Origin of the sequence: Micromonospora sp. NPDC048843, assembly GCF_040649965.1 — a bacterium.
Taxonomy (GTDB): Bacteria; Actinomycetota; Actinomycetes; order Mycobacteriales; family Micromonosporaceae; genus Micromonospora; species Micromonospora hortensis.
Window position 1 is genome coordinate 1 of the sequence record NZ_JBEZGJ010000096.1, and the last position, 20343, is coordinate 20343.

Below are 20343 nucleotides of genomic sequence, written 5' to 3' on the forward strand. Positions count from 1 at the left end.
AGAGGTTCGCGTCACGCCACGCCAGACAGGATGACGCAAACCTCTTGATCACCGAGGGCAGTGGGGGACGTGGGGCCGAACCATCTCTGCTCCGCCAGCCCCTCGATCGCGGCCAGGTGCTCGCGGGTCAGCCGCTCGGTGCCGGCATGGCGCTGTGCCTCGGCGCAACAGTGCCGGCACGGTAGCGGGCAGCACCGACATCGGTGGGGGAGCAGTTCACCGAGTTCGACCCACCTTCCCTCTCAGGCCTGGGCGGCGACGAGGAACATCGGCACGACGACGAGGACCAGCCGACGAGTGGTTTCCGGCTCATCCGAGTCAATGGCGATCATGTCCCAGTCCTGGCCGAGCAGGACGGCCCGGCCGCCCGGTGCGAGCACCCGGCGGGCCTCGGCCACGGCTCGCGCTGGGTCGTCGAGCACGTGCAACACCTTGTCCGCCCGGTAGAAGGCCACCGATCCGCTCTCAAGCGGTAACTCGGCGGCGTCGCCGACACGGAACTCGCCGGCAGGCCAACGCTGTCGGGCCACGGCGATCATCTCGGGGTCGAGGTCGACGCCGACCGCGTGGGCGCCGCGCTCGGCCAGCTCGGCGACGGCGCGGCCACTGCCACAGCCGGCGTCGACGACGGTTCGGCCGGCGAGGTCGCCGAGCAACTCGTAGGAACGGGTGCGCAGTTGGACGGCCGCAGGCGCGCTCTCGATGGCATCGAGGACAGCAAGAAGACTGGACATGCCCGCCATCGTCGGACTTAATGTCGACATGAAGTCAAGCCCGATGACTATCGGCGAAGTGGCCGACCACTTCGGCCTGCCGGCGCACGTCCTGCGGCACTGGGAATCGGTGGGCCTGCTCTGTCCCGCCCGGGTCACCGGCGGCCGTCGCCGCTACACCCGCGACGACCTGTTCCGGGTTGCCTCGATCCTGCGCGCGAAGCAGGCCGGCCTGCCGCTGCCCGACATCCGGGCGTTCCTCGCCGCGCGCGACCCGGCCGCCCGCAAGGACGTGCTGCGCCGCAACCACAGCTCGCTCCAAGCCAGGATGGCGGCGCTGCGGTCGGCACTCGATCTGCTTGAGGCCGGGCTGACCTGCTCACACGAGGACATCTCGATCTGCCCGAACTACCGCGCCCATCTGGCGGAGCTGGTGGAGGTCGGAGGCGGTGGCTAACCGTCGATGCGGGTGATGTTGCGGATCTTGTTGGACGCGTCCAGGGCGGCGACCTTGTACGCCTCGGCCAGCGTCGGGTAGTTGAACACCGTGTCGACCAGGTAGTCGATAGTGCCGCCGCAGCCCATCACGGCCTGACCGATGTGGACGATCTCGGTGGCGGCGGTGCCGAAGACGTGCACCCCGAGCAGCCGGCCGTCTTCGGGGGAGACGAGCAGCTTCAGCATGCCGTACGAGTCGCCCACGATCTGACCCCGGGCCAACTCGCGGTAGCGGGCGATGCCCACCTCGAACGGTGTGGAGCTCTCGGTGAGCTGTGCTTCGGTCTGCCCGACGAAGCTGATCTCCGGGATCGTGTAGATGCCGATCGGTTGTAGGCCGTGCATCTCCCGGATCGGTTCGCCGCAGGCGTGTTGTGCGGCCAGCCGGCCCTGCTCCATCGAGGTGGACGCGAGCGCGGGGAAGCCGATCACGTCGCCGACGGCGTAGATGTTCTCCACCGAGGTGCGGTAGTTGGCGTCGACAGTGATCCGGCCGCGTCGATCCGCCTCCAGTCCGGCCGCCTCCAGTGCCAGGTCGTCGGTCTGGCCCTGCCGCCCGGCCGAGTACATCACCGTGTCGGCGACGATCTTCTTGCCGCTCTTGAGGATGCACAGCGCCGCCGTCTGGTGCTTTTCCACGGCGGCCACCTCCTCGCCGAAGCGGAACGCCACGGACAGGTCACGTAGGTGGTACTTGAGTGACTCGACGACCTCGTCGTCGCAGAAATCCAACATCCGCTCGCGGCGCTCCACCACAGTCACCTTGGTGCCGAGGGCGGCGAACATCGAGGCGTACTCCATGCCGATCACGCCGGCGCCGACCACGACCATGCTGCGGGGTACGGCCTGGAGGTTGATGACGCCGTCGGAGTCCACGATCGTCCGGTCGTCGAAGTCGACGCTGTCCGGGCGGGCCGGGCGGGTGCCCGCGGCGATGACGATCTTGTCGAAGGTCACCTTGGACTCGCGACCGGAGCCACCGTCGACCCAGATCGAGTGCGCGTCGGCGAAACGCCCGGTGCCGGTGATCATCGCGACCCGGTTGCGGGCCAGTTGATTGCGGATGACGTCGGTCTGTCGGGTGATGACGTGCTGGGTCCGGGCGGCCAGGTCGCTGACCGTGATCTCCTCCTTGACCCGGTAGCTGCTGCCGTAGAGGTCCCGCTGGCTCAGGCCGGTCAGGTAGAGCACTGCCTCGCGCAGTGTCTTGGAGGGGATGGTGCCGGTGTTGATGCACACCCCACCGATCATGTCGCGGCGGTCCACGATGCCGACCCGCCTGCCGAGCTTGGCGGCAGCGATCGCGGCCTTCTGACCGCTGGGTCCGGAGCCCAGCACCAACAGGTCGTAGTCATACACAGGCGCTAGCGTCGCAAGTTGTCGCGGCGCGCGCCAGACCTCGTGCGCGAGTGTTACTTGTCTGCCACCGCGCGGATGGTGTGGTGTTCGCTGCCCGTGCCGCCGGCCAGTCGGCGGAGCATGGACTGGGCGATTCGGCTTGCCTGGAGCTTGGCCAGCTCCGCCTTGGGGCCGGTGTGCCGGTCATCGATGGTGGCGCACCACAGCGTCAGCCAGCGCTCGAAGTGTCGATCGGTCAGCGGTTCCCTGCGATGCAGGTCGACGTGCAGCTTCAGGGCGTTGCGCTGGTAGGAGCCCGTTCGGAACAGCACGGTCTCCCAGAAGTCGCACATGATCGGCAGGTGGGCGGGCAGGTCCATTCGTGCCACGTCGATGAAGACCGGGCCGAGTAGGTCGTCGGCGAAGGCCCGGGCGTAGAACTCGGTCACCACGGCGGCGATATCGGCGCGGTGGGAGATGTCGGTCGTCACGGTCGCCCCTTTCTCACGACGCTCATCGTATAAAATAGCCGCGTGGATTCACACGTGACCTTCGGCGCACTGGCGATCCCCAGCCGCCGCCGTCTCCTTGATGAGCTGCGCGTCGCTGGTCGTGCCATGGATCTCAAGGAACTGGCCGCCGTCAGCGGCCTGCACCCCAACACCGTCCGCTTCCACCTTGCCGTTCTGGTGCAGGCGGGGTTCGTCGTCGCCGGCCCGGGGCAGCCGCGTGGCCGAGGGCGCCCCCAGACCGTCTACCGCAGTGTCGTTCCGGCGATCCCGGCGTCCGGCTACCAGTTCCTCAGCGAGCTGCTGGCCGCCGAGATCGACAGGCGAGGCGTGGAGGACCTCGCGGAGGCGGCCGGCCGGTCCTGGCTGCGCTCCACCACTGTCAGCCCACCCGCCGACGGCGCCGATCCGCTCGCCGCGGCAACCACGCGCGTCGTGGCGCTGTTCACCGAGCTGGGCTTCGAGCCGGTCGTCACCGTCGAGGAGCCCGCAGTCAGCCGGATAGAGCTGCCCACCTGCCCGTTCATCACTGTCGCCCGGGAGCACCCGGACGTCGTGTGCGGCCTGCACCGCGGGCTCCTGCAGGCCGCCGCCGAGGCGGTCGGCCCCGGCAACACCACGGAGCTCGTGCCGTTCGCCCGTCCCGGCGTGTGCCTCGCCCACATCCTCCGCCCCGAAGGAACCACACCCTCATGACCAGGATCAGAGAGTCACTGCAACTCGCCCTGCCTTTCCTGTGGCTCGGTATGGTGCTGGCCATCTCGTTCATCGAGGCGCCACTGAAGTTCCGGGCGCCCGGCATCACCCTGCCCCTCGGCCTCGGCATCGGTCGTCTGGTGTTCCGCGGCCTGAACATCGCCGAGATCGCCCTACTGGCGGCGTTGACCATCACAGTGCTCGGTTCCGCGATCGGCCCCGCTCGATGGAGCGCGCTCGGTGGGCTGTGGCTGATCCTGCTCACCCAGGCCGTCGTCCTGCGCCCACTGCTCGACCGACGTGCCCAGCTCATCATCGACGGCCACCAGCCACCGCCGTCCGTCCTGCACCTGGGCTACATCGGGCTCGAAGTGCTCAAGGTTGCGATCCTGGTGCTTCTCGGCGCTTCCCTCATCGCACGCCTCACCCGCTAGACGTCGCTCAGCCGACGAGGCGCAGTCGAGTGTTGTTCGTCTGCCACTGTGCAGAGGCCGCCGTTCAGCGTGATCTCCTCCGGCAGTTGCGTGCCGGAGGCGACGAGCCCCAGCGACACAGTGCCGCCGGGCGGGATCACGGCGTTGCGACCGGTGTTGCGCACCCGCAGGTAGCTGTTGTTGAGGCGGTCGACGACCGTCGCGCCCCAGATGCCGTGGACCTGCTGGCTGGCCCAGAACCGCCACGTCATCGTCCACCCCTCGACCGCAGTGGTGCCGGTGTTCTCGACGACGAGGTGGGCCACGAAGCCGTCCGGCCACTGCCGTACGGCGGATCGGACCGCGCAGCTCGGCGGCGGCGGCAGGGTGGTGACAGTGACCGGCGCGGACAGCGGGGACAGGTTTCCGACCTCGTCGCGGGCCCGCACCACGAAGGTGTACGTGGTGTTCGGCGTCAGCCCGCTGATCTGGGTCATGGTGGGCGTGGGCGGGTACTGGTACAGCTCGCGGACCCGGGTGAGCGTGCCGCCGGCATCGACCCGGAACACCTCGTACCGATCCAGCACGACGTTCTCGACCGAGGGGGCCCAGCGAAGCCACACCAGTGTGGCGGCGACGTCGTACGCCACCGGTTGACCCGGCGCGCTCGGCGGTTGGTCGTCCCCTGGTGGCATGGTCAGCCGCAGGGTCGGGTTCGACACTGAACTGTTGCCGGCCGCGTCCAGAGCCCACACCGAGAAGGTGTACGTGCGCGAGGGCCGCAGGTTGGTGATCCGGATGCTGTTGGTGTCGGTCGAATACTGGGCGCCGGAGTCCTCGAATCGCGCGCCGACCGGGTAGCGGACCACCCCCACGTCGTCGGTCGAGGCCGCCCAGGTCAGCTCGACCGAGGTGGTGTCGATGGCGACGACTGTGATCGGGCCGGGTGCGGTGGGTCGTTCGGTGTCGTCGGCGGCGGCGTACGCCGGGGTCGCGCCCGCCGCGACCAGGGTTGCTGTCAGTGTGCACGCGATCATCGCGGCGGCCCTGGACCGGATACCTCGGAACGGATGATGACGCACGATGAAGTCCTCGCTTCCGGGTGTCCGCAGCGGACCAGGCATAGACTGACCTAAATTTTAGGGCAGCTGTGGCCAGGTCGGTGTCCCGTCAGCCGACGAGGCGGCGTTCCCAGGCCCAGGCGGCGATCTCGACCCGGTTGCGGGCCTTGAGTTTCATCTGCACGCTCGCCAGGTGGGTCTTGACGGTGCCCACGGCGATGAAGAGCTGGGTGGCGATCTCGGCATTGGTCAGGCCCCTGGCGACGAGCTTCACCACGTCGAGTTCCCGTGGCGACAGGCCACCGTCGTCGCGCGCCGGGGATGGCGAGCTGAGGTGCTCCAACAGACGTACCGTGATCGAGGGGCTGATCAGCGCGTCGCCGGACACGGCCGCGCGGACCGCCTCCACCAGCAGGGCCGGGCCGGAGTCCTTGAGCAGGAAGCCGCACGCGCCGTTGGAAAGCGCTGTGTGCACGTACTCGTCGAGGTCGAAGGTCGTCACGACGACCACCCGGATCGGGTCGGCGACGCCCGGCCCCGCGAGCAGCCGCAAAGCCTCGAGACCGTCGAGGCGGGGCATCCGGATGTCCAGCAGCACCACGTCCGGGCGCAGTCGTCGGGCCAGTTCGACGGCCTGGACGCCGTCGGCGGCCTCGCCGACCACCTCCATGTCCGACTGGGCACCAATGATCATGCCGAAGCCGGTCCGGACCATGGCCTGGTCGTCGGCGATCAGCACCCGGATCACCGGGCCACCGCCACCCGGAGCGGGAACGCCGCGTCGAGCACCCAACCACCGGCGACGCCGGGCCCGGCGGTGATCGTGCCGCCGAGGGCGCGTACCCGCTCGGTGAGGCCGATCAGGCCGAAGCCGTGCCCCCGCGCCGGCGCGGTCCGCGGCGACGCGCCGTCGTCGGCGACCCGGACCAGCAACCAGTCCGGGGTACGCCGAACGGCCACGGACACGGACCGGGCGTCCGGCGCGTGCTGGCGGGTGTTGGTCAGCCCTTCCATCACCACCCGGTACGCGGACGTCGACACCTCCACAGGTAGTCCGTTCAGATCGCCGTCGACGTGCAGTCGAGCCGGCGCGTTCGCCGCGCCGTTGAATCCGGTCAGTAGCGGCTCCAGCTCGGTCACCCCGGCGAGTGGCGCCAGCGGCGCGTCCGGCGGCGCGTCCGGGTTGCGCAGGATGCCGACCATCCGCCGCATCGAGGCCATCGTCTCCGCGCCGGCCCGCTCGATCTGCTCCAGTGCGACGATCACCCGTTGCGGGTCCTGCTCGGCGACGAACCGGGCACCCTGTGCCTGCACCACGATGCCGGTGACGTGGTGGGCGATGAAGTCGTGCAGGTCCCGGGCGAACTCGGCACGCTGCTCGGCCCGGACCAGCGCGATGGCCCGGTCTCGTCCGGCGGCCACGATCCGCAGGTAGAGCCCCACCCCGGCGGCGCCGGCCGCGGCGAGCACCTGGAGCAACCCGAAGATCACCAGCAGGCTCTCGGTGCCGACGCGCAGCGGTAACGCGGCCACGGCGAGCCCGGCGGCCACCGCCGCCCACGGGGCGAGCCGCGGCGCACCCCAGCGGGCCACCACGAAGACCACCCCGATCAACCCGGCCGACTCGGCGAGCCCCCAGCTACTGCTCATCAGATATCTGCCGTTGAAGACGACCAGGACGGCTGCCGTCACGGCCAGTGAGGCGCAGGCGAGCACCAGCGCGGCCAGCGGCAGCAGCCGCGAACCCAGCCGGTGCACCGGCAGCCAGAGCGGCACCGTCGCCATCGCCAGCCCCATCCGCACCAGCAGGAGCAGGAGAGCGGCCAGGCTCTCCGGCGCGCCGAACCGCAGGTCGAAGAGGACGAGCAGCCCCATGGCCACCAGCCCGGCGGCCTGGGCCAGGCGTACCCACCATCGTCGAAGATCCGGCGTGCTCATGGTGACCCAGCGTAGCCAGCCCGGTGGAGGTGACGGATCGGCCAAAAGGCAGACCCGGCACCGGCGATACCCGGCCCCGGGCCGATGCGCCCACCCGCCGGTGGCGGCGACGCTTTGCCGGTCACCACGCAGCCACTGGAGGAACGATGACAACCCACGCCCCGCCGGAGACCAGCCACGCCGCGGTCGCCGCGGTCGACCTGGTGAAGGTGTACGGCAGCGGCGACACCGCCGTCCGTGCCCTGGACGGGGTCTCGGTCGGCTTCGGCCGGGCCGAGTTCACCGCGATCATGGGCTCGTCCGGGTCCGGCAAGTCGACACTGATGCACTGCCTCGCCGGTCTCGACACGGCCACCTCCGGTCGCGTCCTGCTCGGCGGCACGGAGCTGACCGGCCAGTCGGACCGGACGCTGACCCGGGTACGCCGGGAGCGGATCGGTTTCGTCTTCCAGTCCTTCAACCTGCTGCCGCAGCTCACCGCCGCGCAGAACATCACGCTGCCGCTGGACCTCGCGGGTCGGCAGCCCGACGCCGAACTCCTCGCGCACCTGGTGCGGGTGCTGGGCCTCGGCGACCGCCTCAACCACCGGCCCAGCGAGTTGTCCGGCGGCCAGCAGCAGCGGGTGGCGCTGGCCCGGGCGCTGGTGGCGCGGCCCGAGGTGGTCTTCGCCGACGAGCCGACCGGCAACCTCGACTCCCGCTCCGGCGCGGAGGTGCTCACCATCCTGCGCGACTCGGTACGCGACCTCGGCCAGACCGTCGTCATGGTCACCCACGACCCGATCGCCGCCGCATACGCCGATCGGGTGGTGCTGCTCGCCGACGGGCGACTGGCCGGCGAGATCGACAAGCCGAACCAGGTGTCGGTCACCGACGCCCTGCGTGACCTGGCGGCCCGCCGATGAGGGCGACGGTGCTGCGTACCCAGACGACCGCCGCGGCCCGGCGGCCGGGCCGGCTGATCCTGACCGGCCTGGCGATCCTGGTCGCGTCGTTCGTCGTCTTCGGCACCGTGCTGGTGCAGCAGATCACCGAACGGACCGTGCGGGACAACCTCAGCGGCACCCCGGCCGTCACCGACCTGGTGATCGGCAGCGTCGACGTGCCGCCACCCGCAGTGGCCGACGTGCGGCAGATCCGGGCCGTGCCCGGGGTGGCCGAGGCGGTGGCCCGGGTCTCGACGGGGGTCTCCATCGGCGAGGGGTACCTCAACCTCCAGTCCGATCCGGGTACCGGCCCGCTGAGCACGGTCCGGGTGATCGAGGGCAGCTACCCGGATCAGCCCGGCGAGATCGCGATCACGCCGCGTACCGCCGAACGGCTCGGGCTCTCGGTCGGCACCACCACCAGCGGCACCGGCGGTGAACTCACCACGCCCGCCCCGCTCACAGTGACCGGCCTGGTGGAGAGCGGCGTCGACGCCGGCTACGACGCGTACGCCCCGGACAGCGCCGTGATCGCCTGGGCGCGCCTGACGACTGTGGAGCGCGTCGACGTGCGGGTGCCCCCCGGCGCCTCGACCGACGCGGTCCGCCAACGGGTGACAGCAGCGGTCGCCGGCCAGCCGATCCGCTCCGGCGCCGAGGTGCGCGAGGCCGAGGCCCAGGCTGCGGCCCAACAGGTCGGGAGACTCTTCATCCTGGTCGGCATGTTCGTCTCCGTCGCTGTCGTCGCTGCCGCGCTGGTGGTCACCTCGACCTTCCGCATCGTCTTCGCGCAGCGGATGCGGCAGCTCGCGCTGCTGCGGGCGGTCGGCGCGAGTCGGGCCACCCTGGTGGGGGCCCTGACCGCCGAGGGAGCCCTGACCGGGCTGGTCGCCGGCGTCGTCGGGGTCGCCAGCGCCCTCACTCTCGGGTACGCGCTGCCGGCGATCCTGCGCGCCACCGGCCACGAGGTCTCCTCGCCGGGCCTGCCACTGGCGGAGGCGGTCACTGTGGTGATCGGTGCCGTCGTGATCACCGTGCTGGCCGTGCTGGCGCCGGCGCTGTCAGCCGCCCGGGTCTCCCCACTGGAGGCACTGCGGGCGGCGAGCGTCACCGCCGGCCGTCGCGGCATCGGTGTGCTGCGTCTGGTCTTCGGGCTGCTCCTGGCCGTCGGCGCGGTTCTGGCGGCGGTCGGGACGATCAGTCAGTTGCCGAAGCCGGAGCAGTCGGACTACGACCCGTCGATGCCACTGTTCCTGCTGGTCGGGTCCGGCGCGTTGGCGTTCTTCGCGCTGGTGGCCCTCGGGCCGCTGCTGGTACGCCCGGTGCTGGCAGTGGTGGGTTGGCCGCTGCGCCAGCTCGGGCCGCTCGGGCGGATGTCGGTCGGCGGGATCGGCGGGACGCCGCGCCGCGCCGCTGCGGTCTCTGTCGTGGTCGCGCTCGGCGTGACCCTGATCTCCGGGGTGGTCATCGGCGGCGCGTCGCTGCAGATCCTCGCCGACCGCGAGATGGCGCTCTCGGCCCCGACCGACTTCGAGGTCACCAGCAACGGTGGGACGCTCCCGCCGGCCGTCGTGACCCGGGCCGAGGCGGCGCGCGGCGCGCTGGCGAGGGTGGTGCCGTACCGGATGGTCGGTGACGCCACGCTGCTGCGCGGCGCGGACAAGCTCGGCGACGTCGAGGCCGGTTATCCGACCAGCGACCTGAACCTGGCCGCGCTGCCGAGCACCGGCGCCCTGGACGTGGCCCAGGGCAGCCTGACCGATCGTGGCCCCGGCCGGATCGTGCTCAACAGCTGGGTCGCGCGGGACGCGGGTCTGCGGGCCGGCGACACGGTCACGCTCGCCGTCGCCACCGGCAGTGTCGACGTGCGGGTGGTCGCGGTCCTGCCCGGTGACGGGCCGCTACACGCGGGCATCCTCGCCGATCCGGGCGACCTGGACCGGCTCGGTGTGCCGGCCGCGTACAGCGGTCTGCTGGCCGATGCGGCCGGCGCCGGCGAGGACGGTCGTACCGCCGGCGTGCGGGCGCTGCGGCAGGCGATCGGTGGCAGCGACGGGGTGGGCCTCGCGGTGCTCGCCGACGAACGGGACCGCAACGACGCGTTGGTGCGCACCCTGGTCTGGATCGCTGTCGGTCTGGTCAGCCTGACCGTGCTGATCGCTGTGGTCGGCGTGGGCTCCACGACCGCGCTCTCGGTGGTGGAGCGGGTACGCGAGTCCGGTTTGCTCCGGGCGATCGGGCTGTCCCGGACCGGTCTGCGCACCATGCTCACCGTCGAGTCCGGCCTGTACGGGGTGATCGGCGCGACCATCGGCCTGGTGCTCGGCATTCCGTACGCCTGGTTGGCGGTCCAGACCCTCGGGATCGAGGCTCCGCTGACCGCGCCGCTGCTGCCGCTGGCGGGGCTCTTCGTGGTGCTGGTCGGGCTGACCGCGCTGGCCGGGGTGCTACCGGCCCGTCGGGCGTCGCGGGTCAGCCCGGTGGAGGCGCTGGGGGCCGACAACTGAGCACCGTCGTGGGGTGGCACCGCATCGTGGCGCCACCCCACGACGGCTTGGTCAGTTGGGGTTGTTGGCGTGGGTCAGCGTCTCCCAGGCGACGAAGAGGTTGTTGGTGCCGGCCGGGCGTTGTTGCAGCGTGAGGGTCTGGGTGTTGGTCATGACGTTGCCCAGCCGGGTGCTCATCGCGTTGAAGCCGACCTCGGTGATCGGCCCGAGGCCCCGGGTGAGGCTGCCGCCGCAGAGCCAGGAGGGTGGCGCCTCGCCGAGCTGGTAGCGCGAGTGGAAGCCGAGCGCCTGACGCAGCCGCTCACCGACCTGTGGGTACAGGTCCCGTCCCTGGATCCGTAAGGTCTCCGCGACGTGCGAGATGGCGGAGATCCCGTACCCGGTGTGGACGAAGTCGCGGCAGGTCTCCTGGGCGAGGCCGGCGACGAAGGTGGACTGGCCCTGCCAGTAGCCGATGATCTCCGCGCTGGTGTCCAGGCCGCTGCCGGGCATCGTGTACGGCAACGCGCCGTCGCTGGGCAGGTAGACGAAGGCACGGGTGCGGTTGAGGAAGCGGCTGACCGCCGCGTCGTAGGCGGACCGGTCCTCCAGGAAGACCGAGATGCCGACGGCGGCCTCCATCATCGTCAGTTCCCAGTTGCCATTGCTGTTCGACCCGTTGCGCACCACAGGCAGGTAGACGTTGCGCAGCATGGTGGCGAAGCGGTTGGCGTTGGGCCAACTCGTGTACGTGTACTTGATGATCTCGGCGGCCCGGGGCCAGACCGAGGCGGCCCAGCCGGTCTGCAGTGGGGCGTTGCTGCCGGTGTGGGCGGTGATGGTGGCCGACCACGCGTCCATGATCTGGATCGACTTCTGCGCGTACCGGGCGTCACCGGTGACGTACCAGGCGAGCGCGTCGGTGTACGCGGCGATCGCGTCCTCCCGCTCGTCGGTGCAGCCGTTGTTCGGGTTGGAGTAGGAACCGCACTCGACCACCGAACGGGGCGCCGGGGTGCGCGACAGGGAGGCGTACCGGCTGCCCATCATCTGGTTGTAGGCCGCCGCCCACGGCTGCGCGCCGGCCTGTACCCGGCCACGGACGAAGTCGAGCTGGCCTCGGCTGACCAGCACGCCCGGGTGGGTGAAACCACCGGAGGGCGGCGGTGTGGTGCCGCCGCCGGTGGGCAGTGCCCAGGTCTGGTTGGCGGTGCCGGTGCAGCTCCAGATCTGCAGCGGGGTGCCGTCGGCCGAGTTGGGGCCGGTCGCGTCGAGGCACTTGCCCGAGGTCGGGTTGACCAGTTGCCCGGCGCTGGGCGACCACTGCTGTGCTCCGGTGCCGTTGCAGTCGTAGATCTGCACCCGGGCGCCGTTGGCGGTGCTGGCGGCGGCGATGTCCAGGCACCTGCCCAGCGCCCGGATCGTGCCGTCGTCGGCCACCGTCCACTGTTGTGCCGTGGAGCCGTTGCAGGTGAAGAGCTGCACCGGTGTGTTGTTGGCCGGGTTCGCGGCGGCCACGTCGACGCACTTGCCGCCGTACCCGGTGATGGCGCCCGTCGCGGCCGCCGCCGCGGGCGATGCGCCGACGATCAGGCCGGTCGGTACGGCGAGCAGGGCCGCGGCGAGCGCGGAGGTCAGTCTGATGCGGGGGCGGCGGGGCAGGAGCCCGGCCGATCGTCGCGCCATGTGGGGGGTCCTTCCGGGCGGCGAAACAACTGTAAAGCGTGTTAATCATTACAGTCATACACACCGATATCAATGTCTTCGTCGCCACGGATGCCGTTACGGGTGCATGGACGCACCCTTGAGCACCTTGTCCACCACGTTGCGCGGCGCGTGCAGCGCCAGGCCCACCAGGTCGAGCTTCTCCCGTCCGACCGCCTGCACGGCGGCGCGGTTGTCCCGGTCGTTGCCGGTGGTGAACAGCTCGGACGTGAAGATCGCCAGCCGCAGGCCACGGGCCAGGGCGCGCGAGTGCGCGCCGACCACCGTCGCCCGGTCACCGGCGAAGACCAGCACCGGCTGGCCGAACATGGGCAGGTAGCTGGTGCCGTCCGCGTCGCGGTACTCCTCGCCGACCAGCTCCGGCAGCGTGCTCGCGATACCGCTGACCAGGAAGGCCGTGACGTTCAGCCGTTGCCAGCTCGCCAGGTCGTTGCGGAGCAGTACGGCGATCTTGGTGGGAAAGCGGATCGGTTCGGTCATGCCGTCGAGCCTGCCCGCCCCGACGCCTGTCGGTCTTGTACGTTCTTAGCGTGGACACCCGCCCGGCGGGCTCGCACGTCAGCGCGTGGCGACCCGCGGTAGCCGGGGTCGCCGAGGTCTTCCACGCCCATTTCGTCGACCACGCCTACCCCCGGCACATCCACGACGTGTGGACGCTGTTGATCGTCGACGACGGCGCGGTCCGCTTCGACCTGGACCGGCACCGGCACGGCGCGCTGCGCACGTCGGTCACCCTCCTGCCGCCGTACGTGCCGCACGACGGCAGCTCCGCCACACCGGACGGCTTCCGCAAGCGGGTCCTGTACCTCGACACCTCGGCGCTCGACGCCGAGCTGGTCGGCCGGGCCGTCGACGAACCGGACCTGGCCGATCCGCAGCTGCGCGACCGGATTCACCACCTGCACCAGGTGCTCGCCACACCCGGCGACGAGTTCGAGGCCGAGAGCCGGCTGGCGTTCATCCTGGACCGGCTCCGCCGTCAGCTCCGCCAGCGCTCCCCGGCAGGTGTCCTGCCTCCTGGACGCGGCCTCGCTGTGCGACTACGGGAGCTGCTCGACGCCCGGACCGTCGAGGGCGTCACGCTGGGGGAGGCGGCGGAGCTGCTGCACGCCCACCCGACCCACCTGGTCCGGACGTTCACCCGGGTCCACGGTGTGCCACCGCACTCGTACCTGACCGGCCGTCGGGTCGAGCTGGCGCGTCGCCTGCTCCTCGCCGGGCAGCGGCCCGTCGAGACCGCCGTCGCGGCCGGGTTCTTCGACCAGGCGCACCTGACCCGCCACTTCCGGCGTTACCTGGGCGTCAGTCCGGCCCGCTATCCCCGACCGAGCTGATCGCCGTCAGACGAGCTGACCGCCGATGACGGCGAGCAGGCGCAGCTTCTCGTCGCTCGGCGACCCGGGTACGGCGGTGAAGACCAACAGTGTCTGTGACTGGTCGGGATCCACCAGCGTCTGGCAGTGCAGCTCCAACGCCCCGACCTCCGGGTGCACGAAGTGCTTCGGTGGGCAGTAGCCGGCGGGCACCGGGTGCTCCCGCCACAGGTGCGCGAACTCCGGGCTCCTGGCCAGCAGGTCGTCGACGAGCGCGGCGGCCCGCGAGCCGCGCCCGTCGCGGGTGTACGCCGCGTGCAGGTGCGCCACGAGCAGTCGACTCTGCGTCTGGTGGTCCTGCGCCGGGTGCAGCTGCCGTGCCGTCGGGTCGGTGAACCAGCGGTGGTGCGCGCTGCGCGCCAACCCGGTGTACCGGGTCTCGTCACCGAGCAGGGCGACGGCCGGGGCGGTCTGCGCCAGGGTCTCGCCCAGGTGGTTCACCACCTGGGCCGGGGTGTCGTGCATCCGGTCGAGGATGCGCATCATTCCCGGGTTCACGTGGTCGGCCCGCACCGCGCGGCGCGGAACGGCGTGACCGGCGAGCTGGAACAGGTGGTCGCGTTCGGCGAGGGTGAGCCGCAGGCCCCGGGCCAGGGCGGCGAGCATCTGCTCCGAGGGGTGCGGTCCGCGCTGCTGCTCCAACCGGCTGTAGTAGTCGGTGGACATCCCGCTCAACGTGGCGACTTCCTCGCGCCGTAGCCCTCCGGTGCGCCGACGAGGGCCCCGGGGCAACCCGACGTCCTCGGGCTGGAGCGCCTCGCGGCGGGTGCGCAGGAAGCTGGCGAGTTGGGCGCGGTCCACGGTGTCTCCGATCACGAGGTGCCGGCGGGTGGACCGGCACATGGATTGCAACAGACCATCCCTGCCCCGGTGTTCCACCCCGCGCTCCAGCCCCGCCCCGCCCCCTGATTTCGCGATCTTGCACTTTGTGTCGAGACATAAGGGTTGTAACACCCCATGTCGGCAACCGAAACTGCAAGATCGGCGCGGGCGGGGGGCGGGGCGGGGCGGGGCGGGGGCGGGGGCTGGTGCGGTTAGCGCTGGATGGACTTGGTTTCCAGGAACTCCTCCAGCCCGAAGCGGCCGAACTCGCGGCCGTTGCCGGAGTGCTTGTAGCCGCCGAACGGGGCGAGCGGGTTCCAGTGGCCGGCGTTCACGTCGACCTGGCCCACGCGCAGCCGCCGGGCGATCGCCAACGCGTGCTCCGGCTCACCGAAGACGCCGCTGGTCAGGCCGTACAGTGTGCCGTTGGCAATGGCCACGGCCTCCTCCTCGTCGGCGTAGGGGATGATCGTCAGCACCGGCCCGAAGATCTCCTCCTGGGCGATCGCGGAGGCCGGGTCGACGTCGGCGAAGATCGTCGGCTGGACGTAGGCCCCGACGGTCAGCCCCTCGGGCCGCTGCGGGCCGCCGAACACGAGCCGGGCGCCGTCGGCGATGCCTCGCTCGATGTAGCCGACGACCTTCTGCCGGTGGGTCTCGGACGCCATCGGGCCGATCCGGGTGGCCTCGTCGCCCGGGTCGCCGACGGTGTACTGCTTCGCGGCCTCGACGGCCAACGCCACGACCTCGTCCTGGCGGGAGGCGGGTACCAGCATCCGCGGCCACGCGCCGCAGACCTGACCGCCGTTGCTGAACGCCATCATGAGACCCCGCTCGACAGCGGCGGGCAGGTCGGCGTCGTCGAGGATGATGTTCGCGCCCTTGCCGCCCAGCTCCAGCGCGACCCGCTTGACGGTCGCCGCGGCGACCGCGGAGATCCGCTGCCCGGCCCGGGTGGAGCCGGTGAAGGAGATCATGTCGATGTCCGGGTGGGCGGAGATCGCCTCGCCGACGGTCGCGCCGGTGCCGTAGACGACGTTGAAGACACCCGCCGGTACGCCGGCCTCGGCGGCGGCCTCGGCGAGGACGCGCGCGGTCAGCGGGGCGTTCTCGGACGGCTTGAAGACCATCGTGTTGCCGGCGAGCAGGGCCGGCGCCAGCTTGGAGACGATCTGCTGGAGCGGGAAGTTCCACGGCGTGATCGCGCCGACGACACCGATCGGCTCGCGGACGATCAGCGAGTTGCCGACCTCCTCGGTCCAGGCGAAGTCGTCGGCCAGGCCGGCGACGGACTCGACCACGGCGGCCGGGAACGCGACCTGGGCGGTCCGGGACATACCGATCGGAGAGCCCATCTCGGCGGTGATCGCCTGAGCGATCTCCTCCGTGCGGGCGGCGAGGCCGGCGCCGAGGCGGCGCAGCACGTCCGCCCGGTGCTGCGGGGTGGTCGCCGACCAGGCCGGGAAGGCGGCTCGGGCGGCGGCGACGGCGCTGTCGACGTCGGCGGCGGTGCCGGCCGGGGTCTCGGCGACGACCTCGCCGGTGGCCGGGTTCACGACGAGAAGGGTGCCGGCGGAGCCGGTGACGGTCTCGCCACCGATCCAGTGGCCGGCGACGGTGTAGGTGGAAGGTGTCATGGACCGACCGTCGCACCGCCGCCGAACCCCAACCAGGTGCGGTTTATCCACGGTTCCGCGATCCCTGGCTGGGGCTCGGCCCCCTCAGAGCGCGAGGACGATCCGGCCGGCGGTGGTGCCGGCGTCCTGTCGGGCCCAGGCCTCCGCGATAGCGGCGAACGGCACTATCTCGTGGTCGACGGTGAGCCGGCCGGCCGCCGCGTGCCCGGCCACCACTGTCAGCGCGGCGGCCCGCTCGGCGGTCGACAACCCGTTGTTGGTGTAGCCGATCATCCGCAACGCGCCGCTGCGCAGCACGGCGGACTCGATGGGTGCTGTCGCGCCGGCCGCGCTACCCAGGTTGACCAATCGCCCACCCGGGCGCAGCACCCGCAACGCCGCCGCGGCCGGGACACCGAAGACCGGGTCGAGGACGAGGTCGACCGGCCCGTCGGCGGCGTGGCGCAGCCGGTCGGCCATCGACGCGACATGGTCGTCGGGGAGCAGCGGGACCGCGACGGCGGCGCCGAGTTCCTCGGCGCGGGCCCGCGCCGAGGCCGACCGGGCCACGGCGATGACCCGGCGGGCGCCACCGAGCAGGGCGAGCTGGACGGCGGCCTGACCGACCACACCCCCGGCGCCGAGCACGATGACCTGTTCGCCGGCCGCGAGGCCGCCGGCGTGGGTCAGCGCCGCGTGCGCGGCGACAGCGGAGAGGCCGAGGGCCGCGAGCAGGGTCAGTGGTACGCCGGCCGGCAGCGCCACCACGTCGACGGTGGGCACTGTGACGGTGGTCGCCATGCTGCCGTCGACACCGGAGCGCATCCCGGCCGACGTGCCGAACCAGACCGCGGTGCCGTCGGCGAGCCGACCGACCCCCTGCACACCCGGCACGTACGGGGTGCTCGGCGGTCCGAAGTAGCTGGTGCCGCTGGCGCAGAGCACGTCCAGCGGGGTGATCGGCACGGCGTCGACGGTGACCGCCACCGCACCGTCGGCCGGTACGGGCACCGGCCGCTCGGCGATCGTCGGTGCGGCGCCGCAGGTGGTGAGCACTGCCGCGCGGATCACGTCGCGATGTCCGGGTAGGGCATGGAGAAGTGGGCCAGCCGCGCGCCGTAGGACTTCTGGTATTCCAGCGGCTCGGTGTTGTCCCGCTCGAAGAGGGCGATGAAGAGGGTCAGGGTGAGGAACGGGTGCGCGCCCAGCTCGAAGAGCTTCACGTGGTCGTGGGTGGCCAACGCCTCGCGCTCCACGTCGTCGAAGCGCAGCCAGGTGCTCGCCTCGCCGGTGTGGCAGTTCAGCACAGTGTTGGCGCACTCGGCCTCCCACCAGGCGACCAGCTCACGCGGCTCGCTGCGGTAGCGCTCGACCAGCTCCGGGTCCCGGTCGATCATGAAGAGGAACTTGTTCAGCAGATACCTGCTCATGCCGGCGCTCCGTTCGGGTACCAGGTGAAGTACGCCTCCATGGTGTGGAACAGATCGAGGGTGTCGACGTAGTCGGCCTTCACGCCGGCACCGGCCACGCCCATCATCAGCATGAAGTCCATGAAGCCGTGGGTGGCGTTGCCCGGTGAGTGCAGGCTGTCCAGGGTGACCTCGCGCAGGCACTCGTCCAGGTCGCCGTTGGCGATCCACTCGACGGCCCGCTGGTCGAACTCCGGGTCCGGGCCGTGCGGGCCGAACTGCCGGGGACCGCCCAGCTCCAACGAGAGGTGGCCGGTGCCGATGACTGCCACCCGCAGGTGCGACGGCCACGACTCGACGATGTCGCGGATGCTCTGGCCGAGCTGGACGAAGCGCTTCGGCTGCGGCAGCGGCGGCGCGAAGATGTTCGTGTAGATCGGCACGATCGGCAGGTCGGCCTCGGGCCGCAGCGTGATGATCGGGCAGGTGATGCTGTGGTCGATGCGCAGCTCGTTGCTGAACGCGAGGTCGAAACCAGCGTCGAGCCCGGCCCGCAGGATGTGCCCGGACAGGTCCTCCTGGCCCTTGAGCAGCATCCGGGGCAGCCCGAACTCGCGCTCCTCGTTGTACCAGTTGGCGTCGTAGTGGGGCGCCTTGCCGACCAGGAACTGCGGCATGTTGTCCAGCCAGAGCTGGTGGAAGTGGTCGGAGCCGACCATCACCAGCACGTCGGGTCGGGCTCGGGTCAACGTCTCCCGGAACGCCAGGATCTTGCGGGTCCACTCGTCGGCGAACGGTGGCCGATCCTCGCCGGTGGCGGTGCTGGCCCGGTAGTAGAAGGGGTGGTGGGTGGAGGCGATGACCGCGACGATGGAGGCCATTCCCGCTCCTTTCGGGGGTGGGGGAGCAGATCAGGGTTCGTAGACGGCGTTGCGGTCGACGGTGCGGTAGATGTCCATGCCGAGCGGTCGCCGTCGCTCCTCGGCGATGTGCCCGAGCAGCCCCGCCGCGCGGGCCAGCAGGGCGAAACCGCGCAGCATCTCGACCGGGAGCCCGAGGTCGGCGAGGGCCGCCCCGCAGACTCCGGCGCCGTTGAGCGGCAGGGTGCGGCCGAGCACCTGCTGGTGTACGCGTCCGATCGCCTCGAACAGCCGCAGGTGCGGGCCGTGCAGACCCTCCTCGGTGGCGATCCTGATCAGCACGGGGGTGCGCGGGTCCTGCTCCTTGTGCACGGGGTGTCCGAGCCCGGGGACCAGTCGACGCTCCTGCTTGGCCCGGGTGACCGCGTCGAGCGCCACCGCGTCGTAGTCGGTCACTTCGCCGGCCTGGGCGAGCGTGTCGGCGAGGAAGCGTCCACAGTCCTCGGTGACACCGAGGAAGCGGGAGCCGCCGCCGAGCAGGCCGGCGGCGAGGGCGCCCTGCAACGACTCGGGCGCGGACAGGTACGTCAGTCGGGCGGCGATCGCCGTCGGGGTGAAGCCGTGGTCGGCGAGGGCCACCAGCACCGCCTCGAAGACCCGTACCTCACCTCGGGTGGGGCGGCGGCCGGCGACCAGCCAGTATGCCAGCTCGCCGAAGCCCACAGTGCCCATCAGGTCGGCGGCCAGGTCCTGCCCGAGCAGGGAGATGGTGGTCGGGTCGGAGGTGCCGATCCCGGTGGGGAAGCTCAGTTCTTCAGCCACGCGCGGATCTCCTCGCCGTGTTCGTCGAGCCCGGGCGGCGGCAGCTCGTACCGGGCCGGGGTGTCGGAGAAGGTGATGGGGTTGCGGACACCGGGCACGTCTCCGACGGTGACGACCGGGTCGAGCCCCAGCTCCTCGGCGAGCGCCACACCACCGTCGATGGTGTTTATCGGCGCGCAAGGGACGCCGGCGGCGAGCAGGTCCCGGAACCACTCGTCAGTGGTCCGCTTGGCGAGGCGTTCGACGAGCAGGGGTCGCAACTGTTCGCGGTTGGCCGTGCGGTCCTGGTTGCGCCCGAAACGGCTGTCGTCCGGCAGGCCGGGCAGGTCGAGCACCTGGCAGAGCTTGCGGAACTGCCCGTCGTTGCCGGCGATGACGATCAGGTCGCCGTCGGCGGTGGGCAGTGGCTCGTACGGGAAGAGGCTGGGGTGCGCGTTGCCCATTCGGAACGGGACGGTGCCCCCCGCGACGTAGCCGCTGGAGTGGTTGACCAACCCGGACAGCGCCGAGCTGAGCAGGTTGACCTCGACGTGCTGGCCTCGTCCGGTCTCGCCACGGTGGTGCAGCGCGGCGAGGATGCCGATGCTGGCGTGCAGCCCGGCCATCACGTCGAAGACGGAGATGCCGGCCCGGTACGGCGAGCCGTCCGGGTCGCCGGTGAGGCTCATCAGGCCCGAGATGGCCTGCACCATGAGGTCGTAGCCGGGGAAGTCCTTACCGGCGCCGGTGCCGAAGCCGCTGATGCTCGCGTACACGATCTTGTCGTTGTTCGCGGTGACGGTGTCGTAGTCGAGGCCGAACCGGGCGAGGCCACCTGGCCGGAAGTTCTCGATCAGCACGTCGGCGCGGCGGGCCAACTCCTGTGCGGCGGCCAGGTCGTCGGGTTTCCTGAGATCCAGGGCGACCGACCGCTTGTTGCGGTTGATGCCGAGGTAGTACGTCGAGATCCCGTCGCGGGTGGGCGGCATCCAGGTGCGGGTGTCGTCGCCACCGGGGCTCTCCACTTTGATCACCTGGGCGCCCAGGTCGGCCAGGAGCATCGTCGCGTACGGCCCGGCGAGGATCCGGGAGAAGTCCGCGACGAGCAGGCCGGCCAGTGGGCCTGTCGAATGCTGCACCATGTTTCCGCCCGTTCTAC

General features: G+C 71.1%; 21 protein-coding genes. 6 read left to right on the plus strand and 15 right to left on the minus strand.

All coding sequences use genetic code 11. The features are described 5' to 3' along the window. Window positions 1-242: 242 nt before the first annotated feature. Window positions 243-734 (minus strand): methyltransferase domain-containing protein, encoded by a 492-nt coding sequence (locus AB0C20_RS21755; RefSeq protein WP_357180191.1) that lies wholly within the window; start codon window positions 732-734, stop codon window positions 243-245. On the opposite strand from AB0C20_RS21755, the gene AB0C20_RS21760 reads away from it, so the two are divergent. Beyond that, a complete protein-coding gene (locus AB0C20_RS21760) occupies window positions 733-1170 on the plus strand; it encodes a MerR family transcriptional regulator (RefSeq protein WP_357568612.1) in 438 nt (145 codons plus the stop codon). The two genes, AB0C20_RS21755 and AB0C20_RS21760, sit on opposite strands and share 2 nt — an antisense overlap. Here the strand turns inward: AB0C20_RS21760 and sthA are convergent. Beyond that, entirely contained in the window at window positions 1167-2570 is a 1404-nt protein-coding gene (gene sthA, locus AB0C20_RS21765) for a Si-specific NAD(P)(+) transhydrogenase (protein ID WP_357180198.1), read from the minus strand. The two genes, AB0C20_RS21760 and sthA, sit on opposite strands and share 4 nt — an antisense overlap. Window positions 2571-2623: 53 nt before the next feature. After that, window positions 2624-3040 carry a group III truncated hemoglobin gene (locus AB0C20_RS21770; RefSeq protein WP_357568613.1) on the minus strand — a complete coding sequence of 139 codons (417 nt, stop codon included), beginning with the start codon at window positions 3038-3040 and terminating at the stop codon, window positions 2624-2626. A gap of 42 nt (window positions 3041-3082) precedes the next feature. Here AB0C20_RS21770 and AB0C20_RS21775 point away from each other — a divergent pair, with 42 nt between their 5' ends. Both AB0C20_RS21775 and AB0C20_RS21780 read left to right on the plus strand, forming a co-directional pair. Then, on the plus strand, window positions 3083-3754 hold the full coding sequence (locus tag AB0C20_RS21775; protein ID WP_357180205.1) for a helix-turn-helix domain-containing protein: 672 nt from the start codon (window positions 3083-3085) through the stop codon (window positions 3752-3754). Further along, a complete protein-coding gene (locus AB0C20_RS21780) occupies window positions 3751-4188 on the plus strand; it encodes a hypothetical protein (protein ID WP_357180208.1) in 438 nt (145 codons plus the stop codon). Before AB0C20_RS21775 ends, AB0C20_RS21780 begins: the two co-directional genes overlap by 4 nt. Here AB0C20_RS21780 and AB0C20_RS21785 read toward each other — a convergent pair. The 3 genes from AB0C20_RS21785 to AB0C20_RS21795 form a co-directional block, all read right to left on the minus strand. After that, complete coding sequence (locus AB0C20_RS21785; protein WP_357180211.1) at window positions 4185-5249, minus strand: cellulose binding domain-containing protein; 1065 nt, start codon at window positions 5247-5249, stop codon at window positions 4185-4187. The genes AB0C20_RS21780 and AB0C20_RS21785 overlap by 4 nt on opposite strands. A gap of 88 nt (window positions 5250-5337) precedes the next feature. Beyond that, window positions 5338-5976: a response regulator transcription factor gene (locus tag AB0C20_RS21790; RefSeq protein WP_357180214.1), complete on the minus strand. Its 639-nt coding sequence runs from the start codon at window positions 5974-5976 to the stop codon at window positions 5338-5340. Continuing rightward, the gene (locus AB0C20_RS21795) at window positions 5973-7166 is read right to left on the minus strand and encodes a histidine kinase (RefSeq protein ID WP_357180218.1); all 1194 of its coding nucleotides are present in this window, start codon (window positions 7164-7166) and stop codon (window positions 5973-5975) included. The genes AB0C20_RS21790 and AB0C20_RS21795 overlap by 4 nt, the downstream gene beginning before the upstream one ends. 146 nt (window positions 7167-7312) lie before the next feature. On the opposite strand from AB0C20_RS21795, the gene AB0C20_RS21800 reads away from it, so the two are divergent. Next, window positions 7313-8071 (plus strand): ABC transporter ATP-binding protein, encoded by a 759-nt coding sequence (locus AB0C20_RS21800; RefSeq protein ID WP_238682516.1) that lies wholly within the window; start codon window positions 7313-7315, stop codon window positions 8069-8071. Window positions 8072-8079: 8 nt separating this feature from the next. Next, entirely contained in the window at window positions 8080-10599 is a 2520-nt protein-coding gene (locus tag AB0C20_RS21805; protein ID WP_357568614.1) for an FtsX-like permease family protein, read from the plus strand. Window positions 10600-10650: 51 nt separating this feature from the next. Here AB0C20_RS21805 and AB0C20_RS21810 read toward each other — a convergent pair whose 3' ends face one another. After that, a complete protein-coding gene (locus AB0C20_RS21810) occupies window positions 10651-12264 on the minus strand; it encodes a ricin-type beta-trefoil lectin domain protein (RefSeq protein WP_357568615.1) in 1614 nt (537 codons plus the stop codon). A 96-nt stretch (window positions 12265-12360) separates the two neighbouring features. Next, entirely contained in the window at window positions 12361-12783 is a 423-nt protein-coding gene (locus tag AB0C20_RS21815; RefSeq protein ID WP_357568616.1) for a DUF2000 domain-containing protein, read from the minus strand. 50 nt (window positions 12784-12833) lie between these two features. Between AB0C20_RS21815 and AB0C20_RS21820 the strand changes: the two genes are divergently transcribed. Further along, a complete protein-coding gene (locus AB0C20_RS21820) occupies window positions 12834-13637 on the plus strand; it encodes an AraC family transcriptional regulator (RefSeq protein ID WP_357568617.1) in 804 nt (267 codons plus the stop codon). Between the two features lie 6 nt (window positions 13638-13643). Here the strand turns inward: AB0C20_RS21820 and AB0C20_RS21825 are convergent, their stop codons facing one another. The 7 genes from AB0C20_RS21825 to AB0C20_RS21855 all read right to left on the minus strand — a co-directional run bounded on the left by AB0C20_RS21825 (window position 13644) and on the right by AB0C20_RS21855 (window position 20326). Then, complete coding sequence (locus AB0C20_RS21825) at window positions 13644-14477, minus strand: helix-turn-helix transcriptional regulator (RefSeq protein WP_238682511.1); 834 nt, start codon at window positions 14475-14477, stop codon at window positions 13644-13646. A 233-nt stretch (window positions 14478-14710) separates the two neighbouring features. Continuing rightward, the gene (locus AB0C20_RS21830; protein ID WP_357568618.1) at window positions 14711-16135 is read right to left on the minus strand and encodes an aldehyde dehydrogenase family protein; all 1425 of its coding nucleotides are present in this window, start codon (window positions 16133-16135) and stop codon (window positions 14711-14713) included. An 84-nt stretch (window positions 16136-16219) separates the two neighbouring features. Continuing rightward, complete coding sequence (locus AB0C20_RS21835) at window positions 16220-17185, minus strand: zinc-binding alcohol dehydrogenase family protein (RefSeq protein ID WP_357568619.1); 966 nt, start codon at window positions 17183-17185, stop codon at window positions 16220-16222. Next, window positions 17182-17544: a hypothetical protein gene (locus tag AB0C20_RS21840; RefSeq protein WP_357180244.1), complete on the minus strand. Its 363-nt coding sequence runs from the start codon at window positions 17542-17544 to the stop codon at window positions 17182-17184. The genes AB0C20_RS21835 and AB0C20_RS21840 overlap by 4 nt, the downstream gene beginning before the upstream one ends. Continuing rightward, window positions 17541-18404: an extradiol ring-cleavage dioxygenase gene (locus AB0C20_RS21845; RefSeq protein WP_238682502.1), complete on the minus strand. Its 864-nt coding sequence runs from the start codon at window positions 18402-18404 to the stop codon at window positions 17541-17543. The genes AB0C20_RS21840 and AB0C20_RS21845 overlap by 4 nt, the downstream gene beginning before the upstream one ends. 30 nt (window positions 18405-18434) lie before the next feature. Then, on the minus strand, window positions 18435-19205 hold the full coding sequence (locus AB0C20_RS21850) for a citryl-CoA lyase (RefSeq protein ID WP_357180248.1): 771 nt from the start codon (window positions 19203-19205) through the stop codon (window positions 18435-18437). Then, the gene (locus AB0C20_RS21855; protein WP_357180251.1) at window positions 19190-20326 is read right to left on the minus strand and encodes a CoA transferase; all 1137 of its coding nucleotides are present in this window, start codon (window positions 20324-20326) and stop codon (window positions 19190-19192) included. The genes AB0C20_RS21850 and AB0C20_RS21855 overlap by 16 nt, the downstream gene beginning before the upstream one ends. Window positions 20327-20343 lie beyond the last annotated feature (17 nt).